Annotated in this window: 22 protein-coding genes; 12 read left to right on the top strand and 10 right to left on the bottom strand. The window is 64.7% G+C overall.

What is annotated here, in order from left to right; all coding sequences use genetic code 11:
* Positions 1-177: 177 nt before the first annotated feature.
* Entirely contained in the window at positions 178-1,332 is a 1,155-nt protein-coding gene (locus ABD866_RS11760) for an ABC transporter substrate-binding protein (protein ID WP_345065098.1), read from the bottom strand.
* A 249-nt stretch (positions 1,333-1,581) separates the two neighbouring features.
* On the opposite strand from ABD866_RS11760, the gene ABD866_RS11755 reads away from it, so the two are divergent.
* The gene (locus tag ABD866_RS11755) at positions 1,582-2,004 is read left to right on the top strand and encodes a hotdog fold thioesterase (protein ID WP_345065095.1); all 423 of its coding nucleotides are present in this window, start codon (positions 1,582-1,584) and stop codon (positions 2,002-2,004) included.
* A gap of 867 nt (positions 2,005-2,871) precedes the next feature.
* Here ABD866_RS11755 and ABD866_RS11750 read toward each other — a convergent pair.
* On the bottom strand, positions 2,872-3,441 hold the full coding sequence (locus ABD866_RS11750; protein ID WP_345065092.1) for a cob(I)yrinic acid a,c-diamide adenosyltransferase: 570 nt from the start codon (positions 3,439-3,441) through the stop codon (positions 2,872-2,874).
* A 263-nt stretch (positions 3,442-3,704) separates the two neighbouring features.
* On the opposite strand from ABD866_RS11750, the gene ABD866_RS11745 reads away from it, so the two are divergent.
* Positions 3,705-4,133: an EF-hand domain-containing protein gene (locus ABD866_RS11745; protein WP_345065089.1), complete on the top strand. Its 429-nt coding sequence runs from the start codon at positions 3,705-3,707 to the stop codon at positions 4,131-4,133.
* A 75-nt stretch (positions 4,134-4,208) separates the two neighbouring features.
* Here ABD866_RS11745 and ABD866_RS11740 read toward each other — a convergent pair whose 3' ends face one another.
* From ABD866_RS11740 to ABD866_RS11710, 7 genes are all read right to left on the bottom strand, one after another.
* Complete coding sequence (locus tag ABD866_RS11740; protein WP_345065087.1) at positions 4,209-5,015, bottom strand: amino acid ABC transporter ATP-binding protein; 807 nt, start codon at positions 5,013-5,015, stop codon at positions 4,209-4,211.
* The gene (locus ABD866_RS11735) at positions 4,999-5,652 is read right to left on the bottom strand and encodes an amino acid ABC transporter permease (RefSeq protein ID WP_345065085.1); all 654 of its coding nucleotides are present in this window, start codon (positions 5,650-5,652) and stop codon (positions 4,999-5,001) included. The genes ABD866_RS11740 and ABD866_RS11735 overlap by 17 nt, the downstream gene beginning before the upstream one ends.
* 3 nt (positions 5,653-5,655) lie before the next feature.
* A complete protein-coding gene (locus tag ABD866_RS11730) occupies positions 5,656-6,330 on the bottom strand; it encodes an amino acid ABC transporter permease (protein WP_345065082.1) in 675 nt (224 codons plus the stop codon).
* Between the two features lie 86 nt (positions 6,331-6,416).
* Complete coding sequence (locus tag ABD866_RS11725) at positions 6,417-7,217, bottom strand: transporter substrate-binding domain-containing protein (protein ID WP_345065079.1); 801 nt, start codon at positions 7,215-7,217, stop codon at positions 6,417-6,419.
* A complete protein-coding gene (locus tag ABD866_RS11720) occupies positions 7,214-8,026 on the bottom strand; it encodes a GntR family transcriptional regulator (protein WP_345065076.1) in 813 nt (270 codons plus the stop codon). The genes ABD866_RS11725 and ABD866_RS11720 overlap by 4 nt, the downstream gene beginning before the upstream one ends.
* A 196-nt stretch (positions 8,027-8,222) precedes the next feature.
* Positions 8,223-8,675, bottom strand: a complete 453-nt coding sequence (locus ABD866_RS11715; protein ID WP_345065073.1) for a DUF2752 domain-containing protein — start codon at positions 8,673-8,675, stop codon at positions 8,223-8,225.
* Complete coding sequence (locus ABD866_RS11710; protein ID WP_345065070.1) at positions 8,647-9,219, bottom strand: hypothetical protein; 573 nt, start codon at positions 9,217-9,219, stop codon at positions 8,647-8,649. The genes ABD866_RS11715 and ABD866_RS11710 overlap by 29 nt, the downstream gene beginning before the upstream one ends.
* A 178-nt stretch (positions 9,220-9,397) precedes the next feature.
* On the opposite strand from ABD866_RS11710, the gene ABD866_RS11705 reads away from it, so the two are divergent.
* Entirely contained in the window at positions 9,398-10,822 is a 1,425-nt protein-coding gene (locus tag ABD866_RS11705; protein ID WP_345065068.1) for an FAD-binding oxidoreductase, read from the top strand.
* A 177-nt stretch (positions 10,823-10,999) separates the two neighbouring features.
* Here the strand turns inward: ABD866_RS11705 and ABD866_RS11700 are convergent, their stop codons facing one another.
* Complete coding sequence (locus ABD866_RS11700; protein ID WP_345065198.1) at positions 11,000-11,953, bottom strand: integron integrase; 954 nt, start codon at positions 11,951-11,953, stop codon at positions 11,000-11,002.
* Between the two features lie 192 nt (positions 11,954-12,145).
* Here ABD866_RS11700 and ABD866_RS11695 point away from each other — a divergent pair, with 192 nt between their 5' ends.
* From ABD866_RS11695 to ABD866_RS11665, 9 genes are all read left to right on the top strand, one after another.
* Positions 12,146-12,955: a GIY-YIG nuclease family protein gene (locus ABD866_RS11695; protein ID WP_345065065.1), complete on the top strand. Its 810-nt coding sequence runs from the start codon at positions 12,146-12,148 to the stop codon at positions 12,953-12,955.
* Between the two features lie 807 nt (positions 12,956-13,762).
* The gene (locus tag ABD866_RS16340) at positions 13,763-14,068 is read left to right on the top strand and encodes a DUF6980 family protein (protein WP_425549586.1); all 306 of its coding nucleotides are present in this window, start codon (positions 13,763-13,765) and stop codon (positions 14,066-14,068) included.
* A 568-nt stretch (positions 14,069-14,636) separates the two neighbouring features.
* Positions 14,637-14,777 carry a hypothetical protein gene (locus tag ABD866_RS11690; RefSeq protein WP_345065062.1) on the top strand — a complete coding sequence of 47 codons (141 nt, stop codon included), beginning with the start codon at positions 14,637-14,639 and terminating at the stop codon, positions 14,775-14,777.
* 1,078 nt (positions 14,778-15,855) lie between these two features.
* Complete coding sequence (locus tag ABD866_RS11685; RefSeq protein ID WP_345065060.1) at positions 15,856-16,143, top strand: hypothetical protein; 288 nt, start codon at positions 15,856-15,858, stop codon at positions 16,141-16,143.
* Between the two features lie 110 nt (positions 16,144-16,253).
* Positions 16,254-16,478 carry a hypothetical protein gene (locus tag ABD866_RS11680; protein WP_345065058.1) on the top strand — a complete coding sequence of 75 codons (225 nt, stop codon included), beginning with the start codon at positions 16,254-16,256 and terminating at the stop codon, positions 16,476-16,478.
* On the top strand, positions 16,479-16,565 hold the full coding sequence (locus ABD866_RS16330; RefSeq protein WP_425549588.1) for a DUF1010 domain-containing protein: 87 nt from the start codon (positions 16,479-16,481) through the stop codon (positions 16,563-16,565).
* A gap of 260 nt (positions 16,566-16,825) precedes the next feature.
* Complete coding sequence (locus ABD866_RS11675) at positions 16,826-17,008, top strand: DUF1010 domain-containing protein (RefSeq protein ID WP_345065195.1); 183 nt, start codon at positions 16,826-16,828, stop codon at positions 17,006-17,008.
* 14 nt (positions 17,009-17,022) lie between these two features.
* Entirely contained in the window at positions 17,023-17,430 is a 408-nt protein-coding gene (locus ABD866_RS11670; RefSeq protein WP_345065056.1) for a DUF5071 domain-containing protein, read from the top strand.
* Between the two features lie 1,280 nt (positions 17,431-18,710).
* On the top strand, positions 18,711-19,004 hold the full coding sequence (locus ABD866_RS11665; RefSeq protein ID WP_345065054.1) for a hypothetical protein: 294 nt from the start codon (positions 18,711-18,713) through the stop codon (positions 19,002-19,004).
* Positions 19,005-19,201: the final 197 nt, after the last annotated feature.

Below are 19,201 nucleotides of genomic sequence, written 5' to 3'. Positions count from 1 at the left end.
GGGGGCCGATGCTACTGGAACTGTGCGCGCCTGTCGCGTCCCAAATGACCACGGCGGCGCCACGCCGCCGTCAGAGACTCAGCCTACCCAACCGCTATGCATTTGATAGCTGCTCGTGCTTGACTTTGCGGCACGAGCGGCCATTTCGGTCCTTAGGCCTGCATGGCAGGCCCGGCATCAGCCCAGGAAGCGCCCCGAGCCGCCCAGCACGGCCAGGTCGATGTAGCGCGAGCCCACATAGGGCGCGTTGCCCGCGTAGTCCACCACGAAACCGCCCAGGTCCAGGTTGCGGATGCCCGCCAGCGCGGTGCGCAGCTTGGCGCGCGTGGGGTCGCCGCCTGCGCGCTCCAGGCCCTCGGCCAGCACGCGCAGGTTCACATACGCCTCCAGGCTGCCCAGGGTGAAGTCCTGCACGCCGCGGGCGCGCATGGCGGCCTGGTAGTCGCGCACCAGCTGGCTGCGGGCGCGCTGCGGGTCGGGCATGACCATGGTCAGCGCGATGCCGCTGCCGGCCTCGCCCAGCTGCTTGAGGCCGTCGCTGGTGAAGGTGGCGCTCACGCCGGCCATCAGCACGCCAGGCGCGGCCTTGCGCAGCTGGCGCGCAAACTCCACCGACACGCTGCCCGCCGTGGCCAGGATCAGCGCGGCGGGGCGGGTCTCGGCCACCTTGGCCACGGCCTCGGCCACGTTGCGGCCGTCGGTGCCCACCGTCACCAGCAGCGCAGGCTTGGCACCCTGCGCGGCCAGCGCGCGGCTGGTGTCTTCGGCCAGTTCGCGGCCGTAGGGGTTGTCCATGGCGACGATGCCCACGCCCTTGAGGCCCATCTCCGACAGGCGCTGCACCAGGCGCTGCGCTTCGTCGGCATAGCCGGCGCGCACATGGAACACATTGCGCACGCTCTTGCGCACCGAGGCCGCGCCGGTGAGGGGCGCCACGTAGGGCAGGCCCGACTCTTCGACCAGCGGCAGGATGGCCGCGTTGTTGGGCGTGCCCACGCACGACAGCAGCGCAAACGCGCTGCCCTGCGACAGCATGGCGCGCACGTTCTCGGCCGTGCGCTGGGGCACATAGCCGTCGTCCACGATGTTGAGCTGCAACTGGCGGCCATGGATGCCGCCGCGCGCGTTGATTTGCGCCATGGCGGCTTCCGCGCCGATCTTCACGTCCTGCCCAAAACCGGCCAGCGGGCCGCTGAGCGCGCCCGAGCAGCCGATGGTGATGTTCTTGCCGCTGATGCCGCCCTCTTGCGCCAGGGCGTGGCGCATCAGGGCCGGGGCGGCGGCGAGCACGGCGGCGTTGCGGGCAAGGGTGACAAACTGGCGACGTTGCATGGAACAGGACTCCGGCGAAAAACGCACAATGGACGGAAAAAGCCGGTCCCCAGACCGCGGTGCAGGTGCACAGCGGCTCTTGGGGCAGGCCATGTGTGGGGTTCCCAGGCAGGCCGCGGCAGGCGGGGCCGGGCGGCAGGGCGCCGCCACCTAGGGAAAACCCTGATTATCTCCAACCGCCAGGGGTGGCGGTAGAGCCGCCCCCCTACGCACGGCCGCCGCCCGTGCGTACCCAGCCCAAGGACAGCCATGCCCATCTGGAAAAAACCCATCACGCTCGAACAGCTCAACGCCAGCAGCGCCCACACGGCCGTGAGCCACCTGGGCATTGAGATCACCGAAATCGGCGACGACTACCTGCGCGGCCGCGTGCCCGTGGACCACCGCACCAAGCAGCCCTTTGGCCTGCTGCACGGCGGCGTGAGCGTGGTGCTGGCCGAGTCGCTGGGCTCGATGGGCGCGTTCTACGCCAGCCCCGAAGGCCACCACGCCGTGGGCCTGGACATCAACGCCAACCACCTGCGCTCGGCCACCAGCGGCTGGGTGACGGGCACGGCGCGCGCGGTGCACATCGGCCGCACCACGCAGGTGTGGCAGATCGACATGCACAACGAGGCGGGCGAACTGACCTGCGTGTCGCGGCTGACGATGGCGATCCTCGCTCCTCGATAAGAGGCATCCCCCTGAGGCGCTGCGCGCCTTCCCCCTTCTCTCGAACGGCTGCGCCATTCGGGAAGGGGGACGCAGCCCTCGCTGCGGGGCGGCCCTTGCTTGGCTGCTCTGGCCTTGGGCCGCGCCGGTTGCGGTCGCTGTGGCGAAGCGGGCGCTGCTGGGTGCCGGGCTTCGCCGGCCCAGGCGGAGCTTACGGTGCATCCCCCTGAGGCGCTGCGCGCCTTCCCCCTTCTCTCGAACGGCTGCGCCATTCGGGAAGGGGGACGCAGCCCTCGCTGCGGGGCGGCCCTTGCTTGGCTGCTCTGGCTCTTGGGCCGCGCCGGTTGCGATCGCTGTGGTGAAGCCTGCGCTGCTGGGTGCCGGGCTTCGCCGGCGTGGGAGGCGCAGCCGCACTGAAGCACGTGGCGTGGCCGTTGTTTGCTTCGCAGCGGTGGTGCGCCCGTGGGGGCCGAGCGCAGCAATGGCCCGCCCCCACCCCCCCTTCAGGATGCGCCGAGGAGCGCAGCGCCTGGGGTGGCCTGCGTGCCGCAGGACACGCAGGCTTCGTGGTCTAGTTCGCCGCATTTGTCCGAACGCAGCGCTGCAAGCGCGAAGTGAGTTATGCGGCGCACCCCAGGCGCGAGCACCGCAGGTTGCCCGGAGCGAAGCGCAGGGTCGCAGCATGTAGGGTCGCCTTCTTTTGCCTTCTTTTCTTGGCGAGACAAGAAAAGAAGGTGCGCCGCCGGGCGCACATCCCGGCACCGGACCACAGCAAGCCCCAACGGCACACTACCGCCAACCCAAGAAGTGCTATGAATTCAATAGCTGCTCATGCTTAATAAACAAGCACGAACAGCCCAAAAGCCCCCTCAACCCACAGACCAGCACTCACCCCCCCGCCCCCTCGCGCGCCATCCGCTCACTCTTCCAGTACACGTCGTCCCCCCCGTCCATGCGGTTGAGCACCCGGGCCAGCACAAACAGCAGGTCCGACAGGCGGTTGAGGTACTGGCGCGGCGCGTCGTGGATGGCTTCCTCGTTGCCCAGGGCGACGATGGCGCGCTCGGCGCGGCGGGCCACGGTGCGGCACACATGGGCCTGCGATGCGGCGCGGGTGCCTGCGGGCAGGATGAACTCCTGCAGGCGCGGCAGCGCGGCGTTGTAGTGGGCCAGGGCGTCGTCCAGCGCCAGGACGGCCTCGGCCTTGAGCAGCTCGAAGCCCGGGATCGACAGCTCGCCGCCCAGGTTGAAGAGCTGGTGCTGCACCTCCACGAGCAGCGTGCGCACGTCATCGGGCAGCGGTTCGCACAGCAGCAGGCCGATGTGGGAGTTGAGCTCGTCCACGTCGCCCATGGCGTGCACACGCAGGCTGTTTTTGGACACGCGCTGGTTGTTGCCCAGGCCGGTGGTGCCGGCGTCGCCGGTGCGGGTCGCGATCTGGGTGAGTCGGTTGGCCATGGGGCAGGGTCTCCGGTGGGGCAAGCGAAATCAGGATGGGCGCAACGCCCTGGCGGGCGCCGGGGGCGGCACGCCGCGGCACTGGGCGCGCATTGTGCGCCACAGCCCATGCCCCTTGCAGCGCAGCGGGTGCGCGCTGCGGCCATTGCGTTACACCGCGCACGCAAATGTTGGTGCAGGAAACAGCCGGCAAAAGCGCTGGCCTGGGCGCGGGGGCTGGGGTGCAATGAAGCGCTGTCCCACTCTTGAAGGAGCTTGTGCCCATGACGCAACTGCAACGACGCCCCCGGCCTGGTGTGTCTGGTTTCGACGCCCGCAGCGTGATGCTGTTTGCCGCCCTCACCCTGGGTGGCACCGCGGCCCTGCATGCGCAGGGCACGGCTGCGGGCTTTGGCCCGGGCACGCCCAAGGCCGCCACCGACCCGGGCCACGCGCCAGCGTCTTCGGTCTTTGGCGTCGGGCCCGGCGCATCGGCCGCTACAGGGCCTGCACAAGCCGCGCCCGGCAGTGCCCCGCAGGCGCGCACTGCGGTGGATGCGGCCTTTGAACGCGCCGACACCAACCGCGACGGCGCGCTCACCCGCGACGAGGCCCAGCGGCTGCCCGCCATTGCCGAACGGTTTGATGCCATCGACACCGACCGCAACGGCACCCTGTCGCGCGACGAAGTGGCGCGTGGCACACGCAGCTGACACGCCCCCGCGTCCACGCACGGGTTGAAAGCCCGCCCGCACGGTCCTCCAGGGTGCGGGCGGGCGGTGTACGTGTCAGTCGTGCAGCGACGCCAGAAACTGCTGCAGCTCGGGCGTTTGCGGTGCGCCAAAAATCTGCGCGGGCGGCCCCATTTCGTGCACACGGCCCTGGTGCATGAAGACCACGCGGTCGCTCACCTTGCGGGCAAAGGCCATTTCGTGCGTGACCATCATCAGCGTCATGCCCTCCTGCGCCAGCAACTCGACCACGCGCAGCACCTCGCCCACCAGCTCAGGGTCGAGCGCGGAGGTGATTTCGTCGCACAGCAGCACCTGCGGCTGCATGGCCAGCGCGCGGGCAATGGCCACGCGCTGTTGCTGCCCGCCCGAGAGCTGGTCGGGCATGGCGTCGAACTTTTCGGCCAGGCCCACGCGGGCCAGCAGCGTGCGCGCCAGCGCGGCGGCGTCGGCCGGGCTTTTGTGCTGCACCAGCGTGGGGGCCAGCATGATGTTGCGGCCCACGCTCAGGTGCGGAAACAGGTTGAAGCTCTGAAAGATCATGCCCACCCGCTGGCGCAATGCGCGCATGTGGGTGGCGCTGTCGTGCAGCAGGGGCTGGCCGTCCACGCGCAGCGCGCCGTCCTGGAAGGTCTCCAGCCCGTTGATGCAGCGCAGGAGCGTGCTCTTGCCCGAGCCGCTTTTGCCGATGATGCACACCACCTCGCCGCGGGCCACCGACAGGTCGATGCCCTTGAGCACTTCGACGCTGCCGTAAGACTTGCGCAGCGCGGTGATCTCGACCACCGGGCGGCCGGGTGCGGGGGCCTCGGGGGGCGTGTGCGCAGGCGCAGTGGACGGTGCACGGTCAGCGACGGGGAGCATGGAGTTTCCTTTCAAGCGACTGCGCGGCCCAGCTCACCGGGAAACACAGCACAAAGTACAGCAGGGCCACACAGGCATAGACGAGGAAGGGCTGGAACGTGGCGTTGGAGATCATGCTGCCGGCCTTGGTCAGCTCGACAAAACCGATCACCGACGCGAGCGCCGTGCCCTTGATGACCTGCACCAGAAAGCCCACCGTGGGCGGCACCGCAATGCGCAGCGCCTGGGGCAGCACCACATGGCGCAGCTGCTCGCCAAAGCTCAGCGCCAGGCTTTGCGCGGCCTCCCACTGGCCCTTGGGAATGGCGGCCACACAGCCGCGCCAGATTTCGGTGAGGTAGGCGCTGGTGTAGAGCGTGAGCGCCACGGCCGCCGCCGCCCAGGGCGAGGTTTTGATGCCAAAGAGCGCAATGCCGAAGTACGCCAGGAACAGTTGCATGAGCAGCGGCGTGCCCTGGAACACCTGCACGTACGCGCCCACGGCGCGGTCTACCCCGCGCAGCTTGGACAAGCGCGCCACCAGCAGCAGCAAGCCCACCACACCGCCCCCGATGAAGGCGATCAGCGAGAGCGCCACCGTCCAGCGCGCGGCCAGCAGCAGGTTGCGCAGGATGTCCCACAGGGAGAAGTCCACCATGGTTTATCTCCCCACCAGAAAGCGCGCGCCGATCCACATCAGCAACCGCCGCGCGAGCATGGACAGCACCAGGTACACCGCCGTGGCCAGGATGAAGGCCTCGAACGCGCGGAAGGTGTTGCTGGAAATCAGGTTGGCCGCGTAGCTCAGCTCGGGCGTGGAGATCTGCCCGCACACGGCCGAGCCCAGCATCACGATGATGATCTGGCTCACCATCGCGGGCCACACCTTCTGCAGCGCAGGCGGCAGCACCACGCGGCGGAAGGTCTGCCCCCGCGTAAGGGCAAGGCTCTCGGCGGCCTCGATCTGCCCGCGCGGCGTGGCCTCGATGCCCGCACGGATGATCTCGGCCGAGTACGCGCCCAGGTTGATCACCATGGCCAGCACCGACGCGACTTCGGGCGCGAGCTTGACGCCCAGCGCCGGCAGCCCGAAGAACAGAAAGAACAGCTGCACGATGAAGGGCGTGTTGCGCACCAGCTCCACATAGCACGCCACCGCCCAGCGCATCGCGGCGGGCCGGTGACCCAGGTTGCGCGCACGCGCCCAGGCGCAGGCCGTGCCCAGCAGCAGGCCCAGCACGGTGCCCACCACCGTGAGGCCCAGCGTCCAGAGCACGCCGCGCACCAGCAGCGGCCACGAGGCCAGCACGGCAGAAAAATCAAGTTCGATCAGCATGGGGCAACGCTGCGGCGCTTGTCACGCCGCAGGCCTGTGCAGCCCGCCACAGCGGCGGAAGGATGAGGGCCTTGCGGCCCGGCGGTTTACTGCGGCAGCTCGCCCGCAGGGCGGCCCAGCCACTTGACGGACATCTTGTCCAGGTCGCCCGCCTTCTTGGCCTCGGCAATGATCTCGTTCACGCGGGTGCGCAGCTTGTCTTCGCCCTTGGCCACGCCGATGAAGTTGGGGCTGTCCTTGAGCAGCAGCTTGAACTCGGTCTGCAGGTTCGGGTTCTTGACCATGATGGTGCCGGCCGTCGAGGCGCTGGTTGCAATGGCCTGCGTCTGGCCCGACACAAAGGCCGAGATGCTGGCCGCATGGTCTTCAAAGCGCTTCACGTCCACGCCGGGGGGCGCCACCTTGGCAAGCTCCTGGTCTTCCATGGCGCCGCGCGTCACGGCCACGGTCTTGCCCGTCAGGTCGGCAAAGCTCTTGATGTTCAGGCTCTTGCTAGCAAACACGGCCTGAAAGAAAGGCGCATACGCGGCGGTGAAGTCGATCACCTTCTCGCGCTCGGGGTTCTTGCCCAGGGTCGAGATCACGAGGTCGGCCTTCTGCGTCTGCAGGTACGGGATGCGGTTGGCGCTGGTCACAGGCACCAGCTCCACCTTCACGCCCAGCTTGCTGCCGATGTACTGGGCCATTTCAATGTCCAGCCCCTGGGGCTTGAGGTCGGTGCCCACAAACCCGTAAGGCGGGTAGTCGGTGGGCACGGCGATCTTGATCTCTTTGGACTTGAGGATGTTGTCCAGCGCGTTCTGCGCATGGGCCGGGGCCAGCAGCGCAGCGCCCAGGGCGGTGGCGGCCAGCAGCGACAGGGTATGGCGGCGGGTGCGGAAGGTCATAGCAGGGCTCCTAGGTAAGGGGATGCGTCGCCTTCGGGCGGCGCGGCGGGTGGGAAATCGGGGGTGGCCTGCGCCACCGTGCGGCGTGCGCGGCGGCGGGGGGCGGCCGCTTCAGTGCCTGGGGGGCCGAGGTGCACGGGCGCGAGCGCATCGCGCAGCTGCGCCAGCGGGTCGGGCGTGCCTTCGGGGCGCAGCGCAGCCTGCACGGTGCCAATGTGCTCGGCCATCAGCGCTTCGGCCCGGGCCATGTCGCCCTGCTCCAGCGCCTCGACGATGCGCACATGGTCTTCGCAGCTTTGCGCCGCGTCGTGCGACGACTGGTAGAGCATCGCGATCAGCGTGGTGCGGGCCGTGAAGTCGCGCAGCGTGTCGGCCAGCAGCGCGTTGCCCAGGCAGTCGGCCAGGCACACATGGAAGTCGCCCAGCAAAAAGGTGCGTGCGCCCACGTCCGACCCGGCGAGCGCGGCTTTTTCGCGCTGCACATGGGCCTTGAGGCGGCGCACCGCGGCTTTGTCGAGCGGCCGGCCGGAGGCCTGCAACTGGTGCAGCAGGCCCAGCTCGATCACGCGACGCGCTTCGAAGGCTTCGCGTGCTTCGTCGAGCGAGGGTTCGATCACATACCAGCCGCGCCGTGCGCTCACGGTGACGATGCCGCGCGTGGCCAGCCGCGTGAGCGCCTCGCGCACGATGGTGCGGCTGCAGTCGAACAGCATGGCCAGCTGCTGCTCGCCCAGGCGCGCGCCCGGTGCGAGCTTTTGCGCCATCACGGCTTCGATGATGCGGTTGCTGATGTCGGTGGCAGTGGCCATGCCACGGTGGTACGCAGCTTCTGTGCCAGCTTGTATACAAGCCTCATGCACCACGGCGGCGCACCAGCAGGGGCCCCCGCGCGCACCGCGCACCGGCAGCGGGCATGTGCCCGCCCCACGGGCCGCACACCGCTGCACGGCGGTGCACGCAGCGGCCGGGCCGCGCAGGCCCGCGCAACACGGCAACCGCCCGCGGCTACACCCAGCCCGCCAACCGCGCAGCCCACGACAGCAGCAGCCCGCCGCCCACCGCGCGCAAGGCCCAGGGCTGCCACCAGGGCCAAGGCCGCACGCGCCGCCAGCCCGCAGCGCCTTCGGCCACCGCCTGGGCGGCGCACAGGCCCAGCCACAGCAGCAGCACCACGGCCCCGGGGTTGGCGGCCCAGGCGGCCGCCCAGTCGCCCTGCACCAGCGCCCCGCAGGCGCGCGTGCCGCCGCACAGCGGGCAGGGCAGCCCCGTCAGCGCCCGAAACCCGCAGCCCAGGCTGTACCCCTGGCGCAGCCACAGCGGCGTGGCGGCCATGGCCAGCGGCAGGGCCAGGCCCAGCGCCAGGCGCGGCAGGCGGTCGGCCACAGGCAGCGGCACCCAGGCGCTGCGGCCCCGTACAGGGCCTGCGGCCTCAGAAGGGGGCGATGGGAGCGGGTGCATCGCCCAACAGCTGGCGCGCCATGTAGTACTGGCCGATCATGGCCACCGGCAGGGTGACCAGTGCACCCACCCAGCACAGCACAAAGCCCAGGCTGCCCACAATGCCCAGCACCACCGCGCACACACAGGCCGAGCCCAGGTGGCCCGTGACGGTGCGCCAGGCCTCGGTGAAGGCGGCCACGCCATCGCGCTCGCCGCGCGCCACCAACTGCAGCGCCACCGCAGGCAGCGCCAGGATGAGCAGGCCCGGAATCACGCACAGCATGAACCCGAGCGACACCACCAGCGAGCTGATGAGCCCCGCCACCAGCGCGGGCACGAAGTCGTCAAAGCCGCGGAACACGTCGCCGATCTGCACCGGCTCGCCCCGGTCTTCGCGCTCGATCAGGCGCAGATAGCCCACCAGCATGGGCCCGGCCAGCAGGCCAGCACTGACACTGCTGACCACCATGACCAGCAGCGTGCACACCACATGGGTGAACGCGTTTTTCTTGAACAGCGACCATGCGCCCGACAGGCAGTCGCCCACACTTGCAGCAGCCATCTTGGTTTCCCTCTCGGTAGTACAGTGTTGTGACGCGATGCCGACGCCCTGCCCCGGTGCTGTGCCCAGGCTGGTGTCGCCTCGCAAAACCAGTGTAGTGGCCGCCCTCCCCTGCGCCGATGACGATGTTGTGTCTGCGCCGCGCGGGCCGCCGCCCCTTGTTGCCAGGAGCCCCGCCATGAACGCCCCCACCGCCGCCGCCCACCTGCTGCCCCAGATTGCCCTGCGCGACGTGCCCCAGGCCCTGATCGACGCGCTGCAAGCCCGCTTTGGCGCGCAGTGCTCGCTGGCCCAGGCCGTGCGCGAGCAGCACGGACGCGACGAAGGCTCGCTGCAGGCCCCGCCGCCCAGCGCCGTGGTGTTTGCCGAAAGCACGCAGGACGTGGCCGACGCCGTGAAGCTGGCCAGCGATTACGACGTGCCCGTCATTCCCTACGGCGCGGGCTCGTCGCTCGAAGGCCACCTGCTGGCCGTGCAGGGCGGCATCAGCATCGACGTAAGCCGCATGAGTCGCGTGCTCAGCGTCAACGCCGAAGACCTGACGGTGACGGTGCAGCCGGGCATCACGCGCAAAGCATTGAACGAAGCCATCAAAGACACCGGCCTGTTCTTCCCCATCGACCCCGGGGCCGACGCCAGCATCGGCGGCATGTGCGCCACCCGCGCCAGCGGCACCAACGCCGTGCGCTACGGCACCATGCGCGAAAACGTGCTGGCCCTCGAAGTGGTAACGGCCAGCGGCGAGGTCATCCGCACCGGCACGCGCGCCAAAAAGAGCAGCGCGGGCTACGACCTGACGCGGCTGATGGTGGGCAGCGAAGGCACGCTGGGCGTGATGACCGAGATCACCGTGCGCCTGTACCCGCTGCCCGAGGCCGTGAGCGCGGCCATCTGCTCCTTTCCGAGCATCGAGGCCGCCGTGCGCACCACCATCCAGACCATCCAGCTCGGGGTGCCGATTGCGCGGGTGGAGCTGATCGACCACCACACCGTGCGCATGGTGAACGCGCACAGCAAGCTGGGCCTGCGCGAAGAACCCATGCTGCTGATGGAGTTTCACGGCTCGCCCGCCAGCGTGAAGGAACAGGCCGAAACCGTGCAAGACATTGCCAGCGAGTTTGGCGGCCAGGCCTTTGAATGGGCCAGCACCCCCGAAGAGCGCACCCGCCTGTGGACGGCCCGGCACAACGCCTACTTTGCCGCCGTGCAAAGCCGCCCCGGCTGCCGCGCCATCAGCACCGACACCTGCGTGCCCATCAGCCGCCTGGCCGACTGCCTGCTCGAATCGGTGGACGAAGTGGAAGCCAGCGGCCTGCCCTACTTCCTCGTCGGCCATGTGGGCGACGGCAACTTCCACTTCGGCTACCTGATCGACCCGAACAGCCCCGAAGAACGCGCCACCGCCGAAGGCCTGAACCACACGCTGGTGGCCCGGGCCCTGAGCATGGGCGGCACCTGCACCGGCGAGCACGGCGTGGGCATCCACAAAATGGGCTTTCTGCTCGACGAAGCCGGGGCGGGCGCGGTGGACATGATGCGCACCATCAAACGCGCGCTGGACCCGAAGAACATCCTGAACCCGGGCAAGATCTTTGCGCTGTGAGGGCGCGTGCAGGCGGCGGTGGGCCTGCTCGGCGCTGCCCTGCAGGCGCTATTATTTCAATAGCTAGAGATTCAGCGCTAACAAGCACAAGCAGGCCATTTGGCTGCCCCCACGGGTCAAGGCGGCTCTGCGCCCCGCTGCAATGGTCAGAACGCGCGCGCAACCGCGCCCGGCCCCCTACAAAGCGTCCAGCGGGCTCAGCACCCCGCGCCCGCCCTTGTTGAGCACGTGGGTGTAAATCATGGTGGTGCTCACATCCGCATGGCCCAGCAACTCTTGCACCGTGCGAATGTCGTAGCCGCTTTGCAGCAGGTGCGTGGCAAACGAATGGCGCAGCACATGCGGGCTGACGGGTTTGTCGATGCGCGCCAAGCGTGCGGCCTCGCGCACCGCACGCTGCACCGACTCCGGATACACATGGTGGCGACGCTCCATCGCCTCGCCCGTGCGGGCGTCCGGTCGCGGGTCGAGCGAGCGCACGGGCGACGGAAACACATACTGCCAGGCCCAACTGCGGTCGGCCTCGGGGTACTTCACCGCCAAAGCGTAGGGCAGATACACCCGGCCCAGCCCGGCCTCCAGATCCTTCTCATGCAAGGCGCGCGCACGCTGCAACTGCGCTTGCAAATCGGCGATCAGGTTCTCGGGCAGCACCGTCACCCGGTCTTTGTTGCCCTTGCCTTCGCGAATCAGAATCTCGCGCCGCGCGAACTCCACATCTTTCACACGCAGCCGCAGCGCCTCCAGCAACCGCATGCCGGTGCCGTACAACAACCGCGCGATCAGCCCCGTCGTGCCGTTCATATGCAGGAGCAAATCACGCACCTCGGACGGCGTGAGCACCACCGGCAGCCGCTTGGGCGCCTTGGCCTGCACCACCTCGTCCAGCCACGGCAGCTGCACCTGCAGCACCTCTTTGTAGAGATACAGAATCGCGGACTTGGCCTGGTTCTGCGTAGAAGCCGACACCTGCCGCTCTACCGCCAGATGCGTGAGAAACGCCCCCACCTCCGCCGCCCCCATATCCGCCGGGTGGCGTTTGCTGTGGAACAGAATGAACCGCTTCACCCAATCCAGATAAGCCGCCTCGGTGCGAATGCTGTAATGCCGGGTACGCAAATGGTCTCGCATGCGGTGCAGCAGCTTGGGCGGCGGCGCGGGCGAATCAGCGTCATGCGGGGCGACGGTCACCCGGCAAATTTCAGGTTTGCCTAAAAGCACTGTCTAGCAACGCGGTCCCGGTACGGGCGTATTTCGCTTGGTGTTGGCGGACTGTGGCCGGTAAGATGGTTGTCGTCTATTTTTAGTTAGGTGTCGCAAGCCATGCGCGTATTTGACCTGCTCAAGTTGATGGAACCAGCCATTACCCCAAACGAGACCAAGATTCACTTGGCTACTTGGAATGGTGAGGACAACCCGCTTGATGTTTACTTGGCTGGCGACTTTCCCGAGTGGCAACGATGGCAGACAAAACGAAATTTCGAGAAACGCTTCGTCGTTGCTCTCATTGCGCTGCCGTCGCCGAACAAATGGCTCTTCGGTGGTGCCTACACGGCGGCCGGTTGTGAGGAGAGACAGTCGAACTACTACTATCAACTGAACGAAATTACTTCGTGCGCAGAGATGAACGGCCGATTGATAGCCTATTTTGAGAGGCCCGGTCGTCAGTCGTATCTCAAAGGTGATCGCTGGAACGATCAAATCCTCCTCAGCGAAATATTGGCGGAACGCCTTCGCATCGCTGAATTCCCTGGTTACCGCGCAATCGATCTATCAAAAGAAGAGTTGGACATCATCACAAGTCAGGCCATCGAGAGTTGGAAGGCTGCTCTTTCCAGCGTTGCCGGTGTCTATCTCATCTCAGATACCAAGTCAGGAAAACTCTACGTTGGCAGCGCCTCCGGCGAAGGAGGCATTTGGCAACGCTGGCAGGCTTACTCAGCAACAGGGCACGGTGGTAACGTCGAGCTTAAACAACTTATCAAGCTCGAAGGTTCTAGCCGTTCATCGCATTTCCGGTTCAGCGTTCTTGAAATCGCTGACCTTCACGAAAGCAGAGAAAGTGTCCTGCGCCGTGAATCACATTGGAAGTCTGTGCTCCTTTCTCGTGAGCACGGGCTTAACGCAAATTGATCGCAACGCCTAACACTGCGCTCCAAGGGACGCGCCGCAAGCGGCGCGCCCCTGAGCTTGAACGTTAGCCTATTTACATTCCGACCTGCACAGCCCATGCCTTTGCAAACCACCGCCACCCGTTCAAGCGCCTGTGTGCTGGTGCGCGTTCGCCGTGGCGGGCTTCGCCTGTTGGGGCCGTTGGGTGCTCAAGGCTTTTTGGGCGCTTGTGCTAGTCCACTGGGCACAAGTAGCTCCTTGTTTTGTAGCGCAGTGCCTAACTCTGCGCTCAAGCGGACCCGCATTCTGCGGGCCGCTTATCTTGTCCGTTAGCCTGTTCACATTCCGGCCCGCACAACCCATGCCTTTGCAAACCGCCTCCACCCGTTCAAGCGCCTGTGCGCTGGGGCGCGGTCGCCGTGGCGGGCTTCGCCGGTTGGGGCTGTGGGGTGTTCAAGGCTTTTGGGGTGCTTGTGCTAGTCCACTGGGCACAAGTAGCTCTTTGTTTTGTAGCGCAGTGCCTAACTCTGCGCTCAAGCGGACCCGCATTCTGCGGGCCGCTTATCTTGTCCGTTAGCCTGTTCACATTCCTGCCTGCACAGCCCATGCCTTTGCAAACCACCGCCACCCATTCAAGCGCCAGTGCGCTGGGGCGCGGTCGCCGTGGCGGGCTTCGCCGGTTGGGGCCGTTGGGCTTTCAAGGCTTTGGGGGCGCTTGTGCTCGTCCACTGGTCACAAGTAGCTCTCTTTTCTATAGCGCAGTGCCTAACTCAGCGCTCAAGCGGACCCGCATTCTGCGGGCCGCTTATCTTGTCCGTTAGACCTCGCATGAGCAAGCATTGCTGCGATTCGATGCGATCACACATCTCGCTAAGCTGCGATCAGCATGAAGCAGCCGAATGCCCTGATTCACTCGTAGTATTCAATCCGAAATTTCGGGAGTATGGCTTGCCCGTGCTCGATGGCGGCACTTCGATAATTCACATTGACCACTGCCCATGGTGTGGAACCAAATTGCCGGAGTCGCTCCGGGATAGATGGTTTGAAGAGCTGGACCGCTTGGGGTTCGACGATCCCACAGCGCAAGATATTCCTGTTGCCTTTCGCTCGGAGGCTTGGTATGCAGAGGTCTAACCTTTCATTGCAGCGGACCGGCGCCAGCTACGCTGGCTGGTCCGCTGAATTCAAACGTTAGCCTGTTCACATTCCGACCTTCACAGCCCATGCCTTTGCAAACCGCCGCCACCCGTTCAAGCGCCTGTGCGCTGGTGCGCGGTCGCCGCGCTGGGCTTCGCCTGTTGGGGCCGTTGGGCTTTCAAGGCTTTTGGGGTGCTTGTGCTAGTCCACTGGGCGCAGGTAGCTCTTTGTTCTGTAGCGCAGTGTCTAACTCTGCGCTCAAGCGGACCCGCATTCTGCGGGCCGCTTATCTTGTCCGTTATGCCTCATGAACACCGGGGTTGAACTACACGACTCGCGCGTAGCGGACGTTGTGCGTGAGGGGGACGACCTCCGGATCCTGTTTCGCCCTGCGTACGTCCATCGCTCTGACGGCGTGCCCGGAAGCGACTCGGGTTGGGGTTTCCTTCAGCCTGTGGAATTCCGGTTTCAGGACGCGACGTGTTCCGCGATGGGGGAGTGCCTGGGAGCTGTCTCGGACGGTGTGGTGGTCGCAGCCGGCGTCGAGTACTCCAACCTCGTTCCCATGCCACTCGCCGCCGACGGCACGGCCTCTGCGCGCATCGAATTCGCCTCCGGGGGCATTCTGATCGTCTCTGCGGAGGGCTTCTCTTGCGCTGCTACTGGCGAGCCGGATCCCAATTTCAAGGAGCGCTATGAGGCATAACAGGTCGGTCGACTCGGACACGTTGCGGCAAGGGGCCGCACGCCGCCGTTCGAAATCTTGCACCGTGCGGCCCCTTGCCGCAACGTGCCGGTCACCTTCACGTTAGCCTGTTCATATTCCGGCCCGCACAGCCCATGCCTTTCCAAACCACCGCCACCCGTTCAAGCGCCTGCGCGCTGGGGCGCGGTCGCCGTGGCGGGCTTCGCCTGTTGGGGCCGTGGGGTGTTCAAGGCTTTTGGGGTGCTTGTGCTCATCCACCGGGCGCAAGCAGCTCTTTGTTTTGTAGCGCAGTGCCTAACTCTGCGCTCAAGCGGACCCGCATTCTGCGGGCCGCTTACCTTGTCCGTTAGGGCTCATATGCCAAGGGAAAGCGAAACGTTCGCTACATCAAAGGAAGTCACGAAGGCTCTTGCCAAGAATGACGAGATCTTTCGTTACTGTCACTTCGAAACTGCCGAGCTGGAGGGAGGAGACTCAGATGGAGTCTTTCTTTCGTGTACCTTCCAAGGTTTCGAGTGGTATTGGGGCATCTTCAATTTGGCATTGTTTGTCGGTTGCAAATTCGAACGCTGTGCGTTTCGCGGCACCGCGTTTTCTGGTTGCCGTTTTGTTGAATGCTCGTTCACCGAGTGTCAGTTTCTGCCAGATAACCTTGGTGGTTTATGCAGTGCATCCGAAACGGTTCTCTATGGCTGCTCTTCAACGGGTTGCGTGGGGTTCGATGAGCTGTTTCAGAGTCAAAAGCCCTAACATGGCGCTCAACCCCGCTCCCTTCGGTCACTGGACGCTTCGCGATAAAGCCGCGCAGCGCCGGTTAGCTCTACGTTAGCCTGTTCACCTTCCGGCCTGCACAGCCCATGCCTTTGCAAACCACCGCCACCCGTTCAAGCGCCTGTGCGCTGGTGCGCGGTCGCCGTGGTGGGCTTCGCCTGTTGGGGCCGTTGGGTGTTCAAGGCTTTAGGGGCGCTTGTGCTAGTCCACCGGGCGCAGGCAGCTCTCCTTTCTGTAGCGCAGTGTCTAACTCTGCGCTCAAGCGGACCCGCATTCTGCGGGCCGCTTATCTTGTCCGTTAGAACTCATGAAAACCGTCCGCTGGCTTACATTTGCGTGGGGTTGTCTAGCACTAGGCACTATGGGTTATTACGCGTCCCAGTGGATCATGCAAGTAGATAACCCTCTCCGCCACGAGTTCGGTATTGGTGTTGGTTTTGGGCTGCTTTTTGGCTGGCCAGCCTGGCTCGGCCTCCCCGTGCTGGCATTCGTCGGCCGCAAGGAGCTTGGTCGCTATGGTGTTTCGGTATTGATTTCACCGGTTTTACTGGCTGGTGCAGTTTTCGCCATACTTAGCTTACTGGGGGCCGAGTGAGTTCTAACAATTCCGTCGAGAGGGACCGCCCACAAGCTGCGCTTGTGGGTTCCCTTCGCGGCTTCGCCGCTGCGGCGGCCCCTCACGTCAAACGTTAGGCCAAATAGAACGTGAAGTCGGACGCCAACAACATTCAAGACGCTCGCGCACGGTGGGTCACCGTCGTCTTGCTCGCGCTGTCGCTTGCGGCGGTCGGTTGGGCACTTGTCATCCAAGCCTTTGTAGCTGCCGCTGCACTCAGCGTTGTCGCCATCTTGTTTGCGGTTCTACTCTTTCTTCTGCCAAAGAGTTGGAACCGAATCGTGGTCGATGTCCTGTCGAACTTCGGCTGGTAGCTGGCTAGCTCCTCGTTCTGTAGCGCAGTGTCTAACTCTGCGCTCAAGCGGACCCGCATTCTGCGGGCCGCTTATCTTGTCCGTTAGCCTTTTCACATTCCGGCCGTTACAGCCCATGCCTTTGCAAACCACCGCCACCCGTTCAAGCGCCTGTGCGCTGGTGCGCGGTCGCCGTGGCGGGCTTCGCCTGTTGGGGCCGTTGGGTGTTCAAGGCTTTTGGGGTGCTTGTGCTAGTCCACTGGGCGCAGGTAGCTCTTTGTTCTGTAGCGCAGTGCCTAACTCTGCGCTCAAGCGGACCCGCATTCTGCGGGCCGCTTATCTTGTCCGTTAGTCCCATCACCCGCTTTATGCGCGCAGTCACTAGTTCCAGCGCTTGGCCCTGTTCCAAAGGCTTTCAAGCCTTTTTGGCCTCCAGCGCTTGTGTATCAGGAGCTAACAGCTATCATTCTTGCAGCGCTGCGCCGCTTTCGTGGCCCAGCGCTTTTTTGTGGGCTACGCCCCTCTTCAAGTCCGGGTACCTTGGCCGTTAGGCCTCAGAGAGATCATGTCCGCTGACCTCGCCGCTCTTGTTCCGAATACCAAGTTCGAAACGGACAAAGCCGAGGCTCTGGTGCGGCTTGGTTTTCCAGCCGTTGAACCAGTGATCCCGCAGATACTTGAGTGGCTGCAGGATCTGAACTGGCCTGTTGGCGTTGTCTTTCAGCCTTTCCTGGCTGGTATTGGTGGGCCACTAGCGCCCTATGTACGAACCGTGCTTCAGGGCCAAGACGACAGCTGGAAGTACAGCTTGCTCAGCGTCGTTGTAGATCAGTCTCCCGCGCTTGCCCTCGCTTTGCGCCAAGACCTGGTGCGCGTGGCGACAAGCCCGAGCTCTGGCGAGGTAAAGGAAGAAGTCGATCAAGTTGCGATAGAGATATTGCGGGCACTCAACCGTGGCGCGGCTGAGGCCTAACCCTCCCATCGAGAGGACGCTGTCCGTTAGGAAAATATGGAAAGGGCTGTCCGATTACTAGGTTACTTTGCCGCCTGCATCGTCACGGCCCTTCCCATCGTGACTATCTCGAATTGGGTTCTCGCCTTTGCACTGACCCCAATCTCCTTCATAGTCGGACTTCTTGTAGGTGAACATCTTTACAACTACATCTGCCGGAGGTTCATACGTTGAGTCCTAACCCTGCAGTCAAGCAGACTCGCCAAAGGCGAGCTGCTTACTTTGTTCGTTAGCCGTCATGCAAGAGCTTGAGCACCTAGCACCCGTGAAGCGAGGACATTGGCTGTACGGCGGCAGCATTCCTTGCGAGGTCCGTGTTGTGCGCCATCACACGCTGTTCGGCACTGGCGACCTTGAGGACGAGCCAGAGCTTGCGCAGGACAGAGAAGTTGAGTGCTTCTATGTGCTGTACCAAACTCCTGTGGGCTCACCGAAGTGGATCGGTGGTGGTTCGGCCCTTACGCTCGTTGAGGCCGTGTCCATTGCAGAGTCAACGCTGAGCGGGGGCGTGAAGTGGGAGGCTGCATATGGCTAACCCGTCGCTCAAGCGGACGTGCCTTCGGCACGCCGCTTACCTTCAACGTTATGTCTCAAACTGACGGTCTTGATGAGTTGTCGGCTGCCCTGCAAACGGCGAGGGTTGAGCACGAGCTGTACCACGATTGCATCTGGATTACCTTGCCCAAAATGCAAGGCCATGTAGAGATCAAGTCATGGAACAACCAGAATATGGGCCGAACGGTACAGCTATCTGTGAATCGCCAGTGGTTCTCGTTAGGCTCGAATGAAGCCGACTTTGATGGCCCGCCAGAAGCGGTTATTACGCGCGTGGCCGAAAGGCTACGGGAGCGTGGGTTGTCTCTGTTTTCGTCTGAGAATGGGCGCTCGGTTGATACATAACCTGTCATTGCAGCGGACCGGCTACGCCGTCCGCTGAATTGCAACGTTAGCCTTTTCACATTCCGGCCTGCACAGCCCATGCCTTTGCAAACCACCGCCACCCGTTCAAGCGCCTGTGCGCTGGTGCGCGGTCGCCGTGGTGGGCTTCGCCTGTTGGGGCCGTTGGGCTTTCACGGCTTTGGGGGTGCTTGTGCTAGTCCACGGGGCACAAGTAGCTCTTTGTTCTGTAGCACAGTGTCTAACTCTGCGCTCAAGCGGACCCGCATTCTGCGGGCCGCTTATCTTGTCCGTTGAGCCGCATGAAAATTAGGCACGGATTACTCCTTCGGACCAGTTGCACGGTGCTGGTCGTCGTCCTGTTTGCCGCGTCCATGCACTTCATGCATCAGTCTGGCTGCGCGGCAGACCTGAAGACCGGCTCCACCGGTGATATCTCCGAAGCGCTGAGGCTTGAAAGCGGCGCAGCGGGCTACGGTTTGGCAAGCGGCACTCTGCTAGTGCTACTCGTGGCCAGCTTTGCTCGCAGCGCTCTTGGTCGAGTCGGCGTAGCAGCGGCCACGGGTCTGTTGTTCTACGCTGTCTTTCTCGCTGGAGCGTTTGAAGTTGCAGTGGAGGCCGCGAAATCATGCCTGTAGCTGCACTATCGCTCGCGTGCATGCGGCCCAACATGTCGCTGCAGCGGACGGCTTTGCCGTCGGCTGAGCTTCGACGTTAGCCGCAGAAGATGAAGCCACCCCTATTCCAGAAAATGCAGATGCAATAAGCGAGATGAAATACATCTTCAATCCTCTCTACGATCTGCATCCCCTGCTGCCGATTGTTTGGCTCTTAC

It is taken from the genome of Acidovorax lacteus, assembly GCF_039540375.1.
Lineage (GTDB): Bacteria > Pseudomonadota > Gammaproteobacteria > Burkholderiales > Burkholderiaceae_C > Acidovorax_G > Acidovorax_G lacteus.
Note: the sequence above shows the minus strand (reverse complement) of the source record. Positions and strands in the feature narration are given on the sequence as shown.

What these genes read in the sequence shown, in the direction of transcription:
- ABD866_RS11760 (WP_345065098.1), bottom strand. Translation starts at nt 1,332, where the DNA reads ATGCAACGTCGCCAGTTTGTCACCCTTGCCCGCAACGCCGCCGTGCTC.
- ABD866_RS11755 (WP_345065095.1), top strand. Translation starts at nt 1,582, where the DNA reads ATGCCCATCTGGAAAAAACCCATCACGCTCGAACAGCTCAACGCCAGC.
- ABD866_RS11750 (WP_345065092.1), bottom strand. Translation starts at nt 3,441, where the DNA reads ATGGCCAACCGACTCACCCAGATCGCGACCCGCACCGGCGACGCCGGC.
- ABD866_RS11745 (WP_345065089.1), top strand. Translation starts at nt 3,705, where the DNA reads ATGACGCAACTGCAACGACGCCCCCGGCCTGGTGTGTCTGGTTTCGAC.
- ABD866_RS11740 (WP_345065087.1), bottom strand. Translation starts at nt 5,015, where the DNA reads ATGCTCCCCGTCGCTGACCGTGCACCGTCCACTGCGCCTGCGCACACG.
- ABD866_RS11735 (WP_345065085.1), bottom strand. Translation starts at nt 5,652, where the DNA reads ATGGTGGACTTCTCCCTGTGGGACATCCTGCGCAACCTGCTGCTGGCC.
- ABD866_RS11730 (WP_345065082.1), bottom strand. Translation starts at nt 6,330, where the DNA reads ATGCTGATCGAACTTGATTTTTCTGCCGTGCTGGCCTCGTGGCCGCTG.
- ABD866_RS11725 (WP_345065079.1), bottom strand. Translation starts at nt 7,217, where the DNA reads ATGACCTTCCGCACCCGCCGCCATACCCTGTCGCTGCTGGCCGCCACC.
- ABD866_RS11720 (WP_345065076.1), bottom strand. Translation starts at nt 8,026, where the DNA reads ATGGCCACTGCCACCGACATCAGCAACCGCATCATCGAAGCCGTGATG.
- ABD866_RS11715 (WP_345065073.1), bottom strand. Translation starts at nt 8,675, where the DNA reads ATGCACCCGCTCCCATCGCCCCCTTCTGAGGCCGCAGGCCCTGTACGG.
- ABD866_RS11710 (WP_345065070.1), bottom strand. Translation starts at nt 9,219, where the DNA reads ATGGCTGCTGCAAGTGTGGGCGACTGCCTGTCGGGCGCATGGTCGCTG.
- ABD866_RS11705 (WP_345065068.1), top strand. Translation starts at nt 9,398, where the DNA reads ATGAACGCCCCCACCGCCGCCGCCCACCTGCTGCCCCAGATTGCCCTG.
- ABD866_RS11700 (WP_345065198.1), bottom strand. Translation starts at nt 11,953, where the DNA reads ATGCGAGACCATTTGCGTACCCGGCATTACAGCATTCGCACCGAGGCG.
- ABD866_RS11695 (WP_345065065.1), top strand. Translation starts at nt 12,146, where the DNA reads ATGCGCGTATTTGACCTGCTCAAGTTGATGGAACCAGCCATTACCCCA.
- ABD866_RS16340 (WP_425549586.1), top strand. Translation starts at nt 13,763, where the DNA reads ATGAGCAAGCATTGCTGCGATTCGATGCGATCACACATCTCGCTAAGC.
- ABD866_RS11690 (WP_345065062.1), top strand. Translation starts at nt 14,637, where the DNA reads ATGCCACTCGCCGCCGACGGCACGGCCTCTGCGCGCATCGAATTCGCC.
- ABD866_RS11685 (WP_345065060.1), top strand. Translation starts at nt 15,856, where the DNA reads ATGAAAACCGTCCGCTGGCTTACATTTGCGTGGGGTTGTCTAGCACTA.
- ABD866_RS11675 (WP_345065195.1), top strand. Translation starts at nt 16,826, where the DNA reads ATGCGCGCAGTCACTAGTTCCAGCGCTTGGCCCTGTTCCAAAGGCTTT.
- ABD866_RS11670 (WP_345065056.1), top strand. Translation starts at nt 17,023, where the DNA reads ATGTCCGCTGACCTCGCCGCTCTTGTTCCGAATACCAAGTTCGAAACG.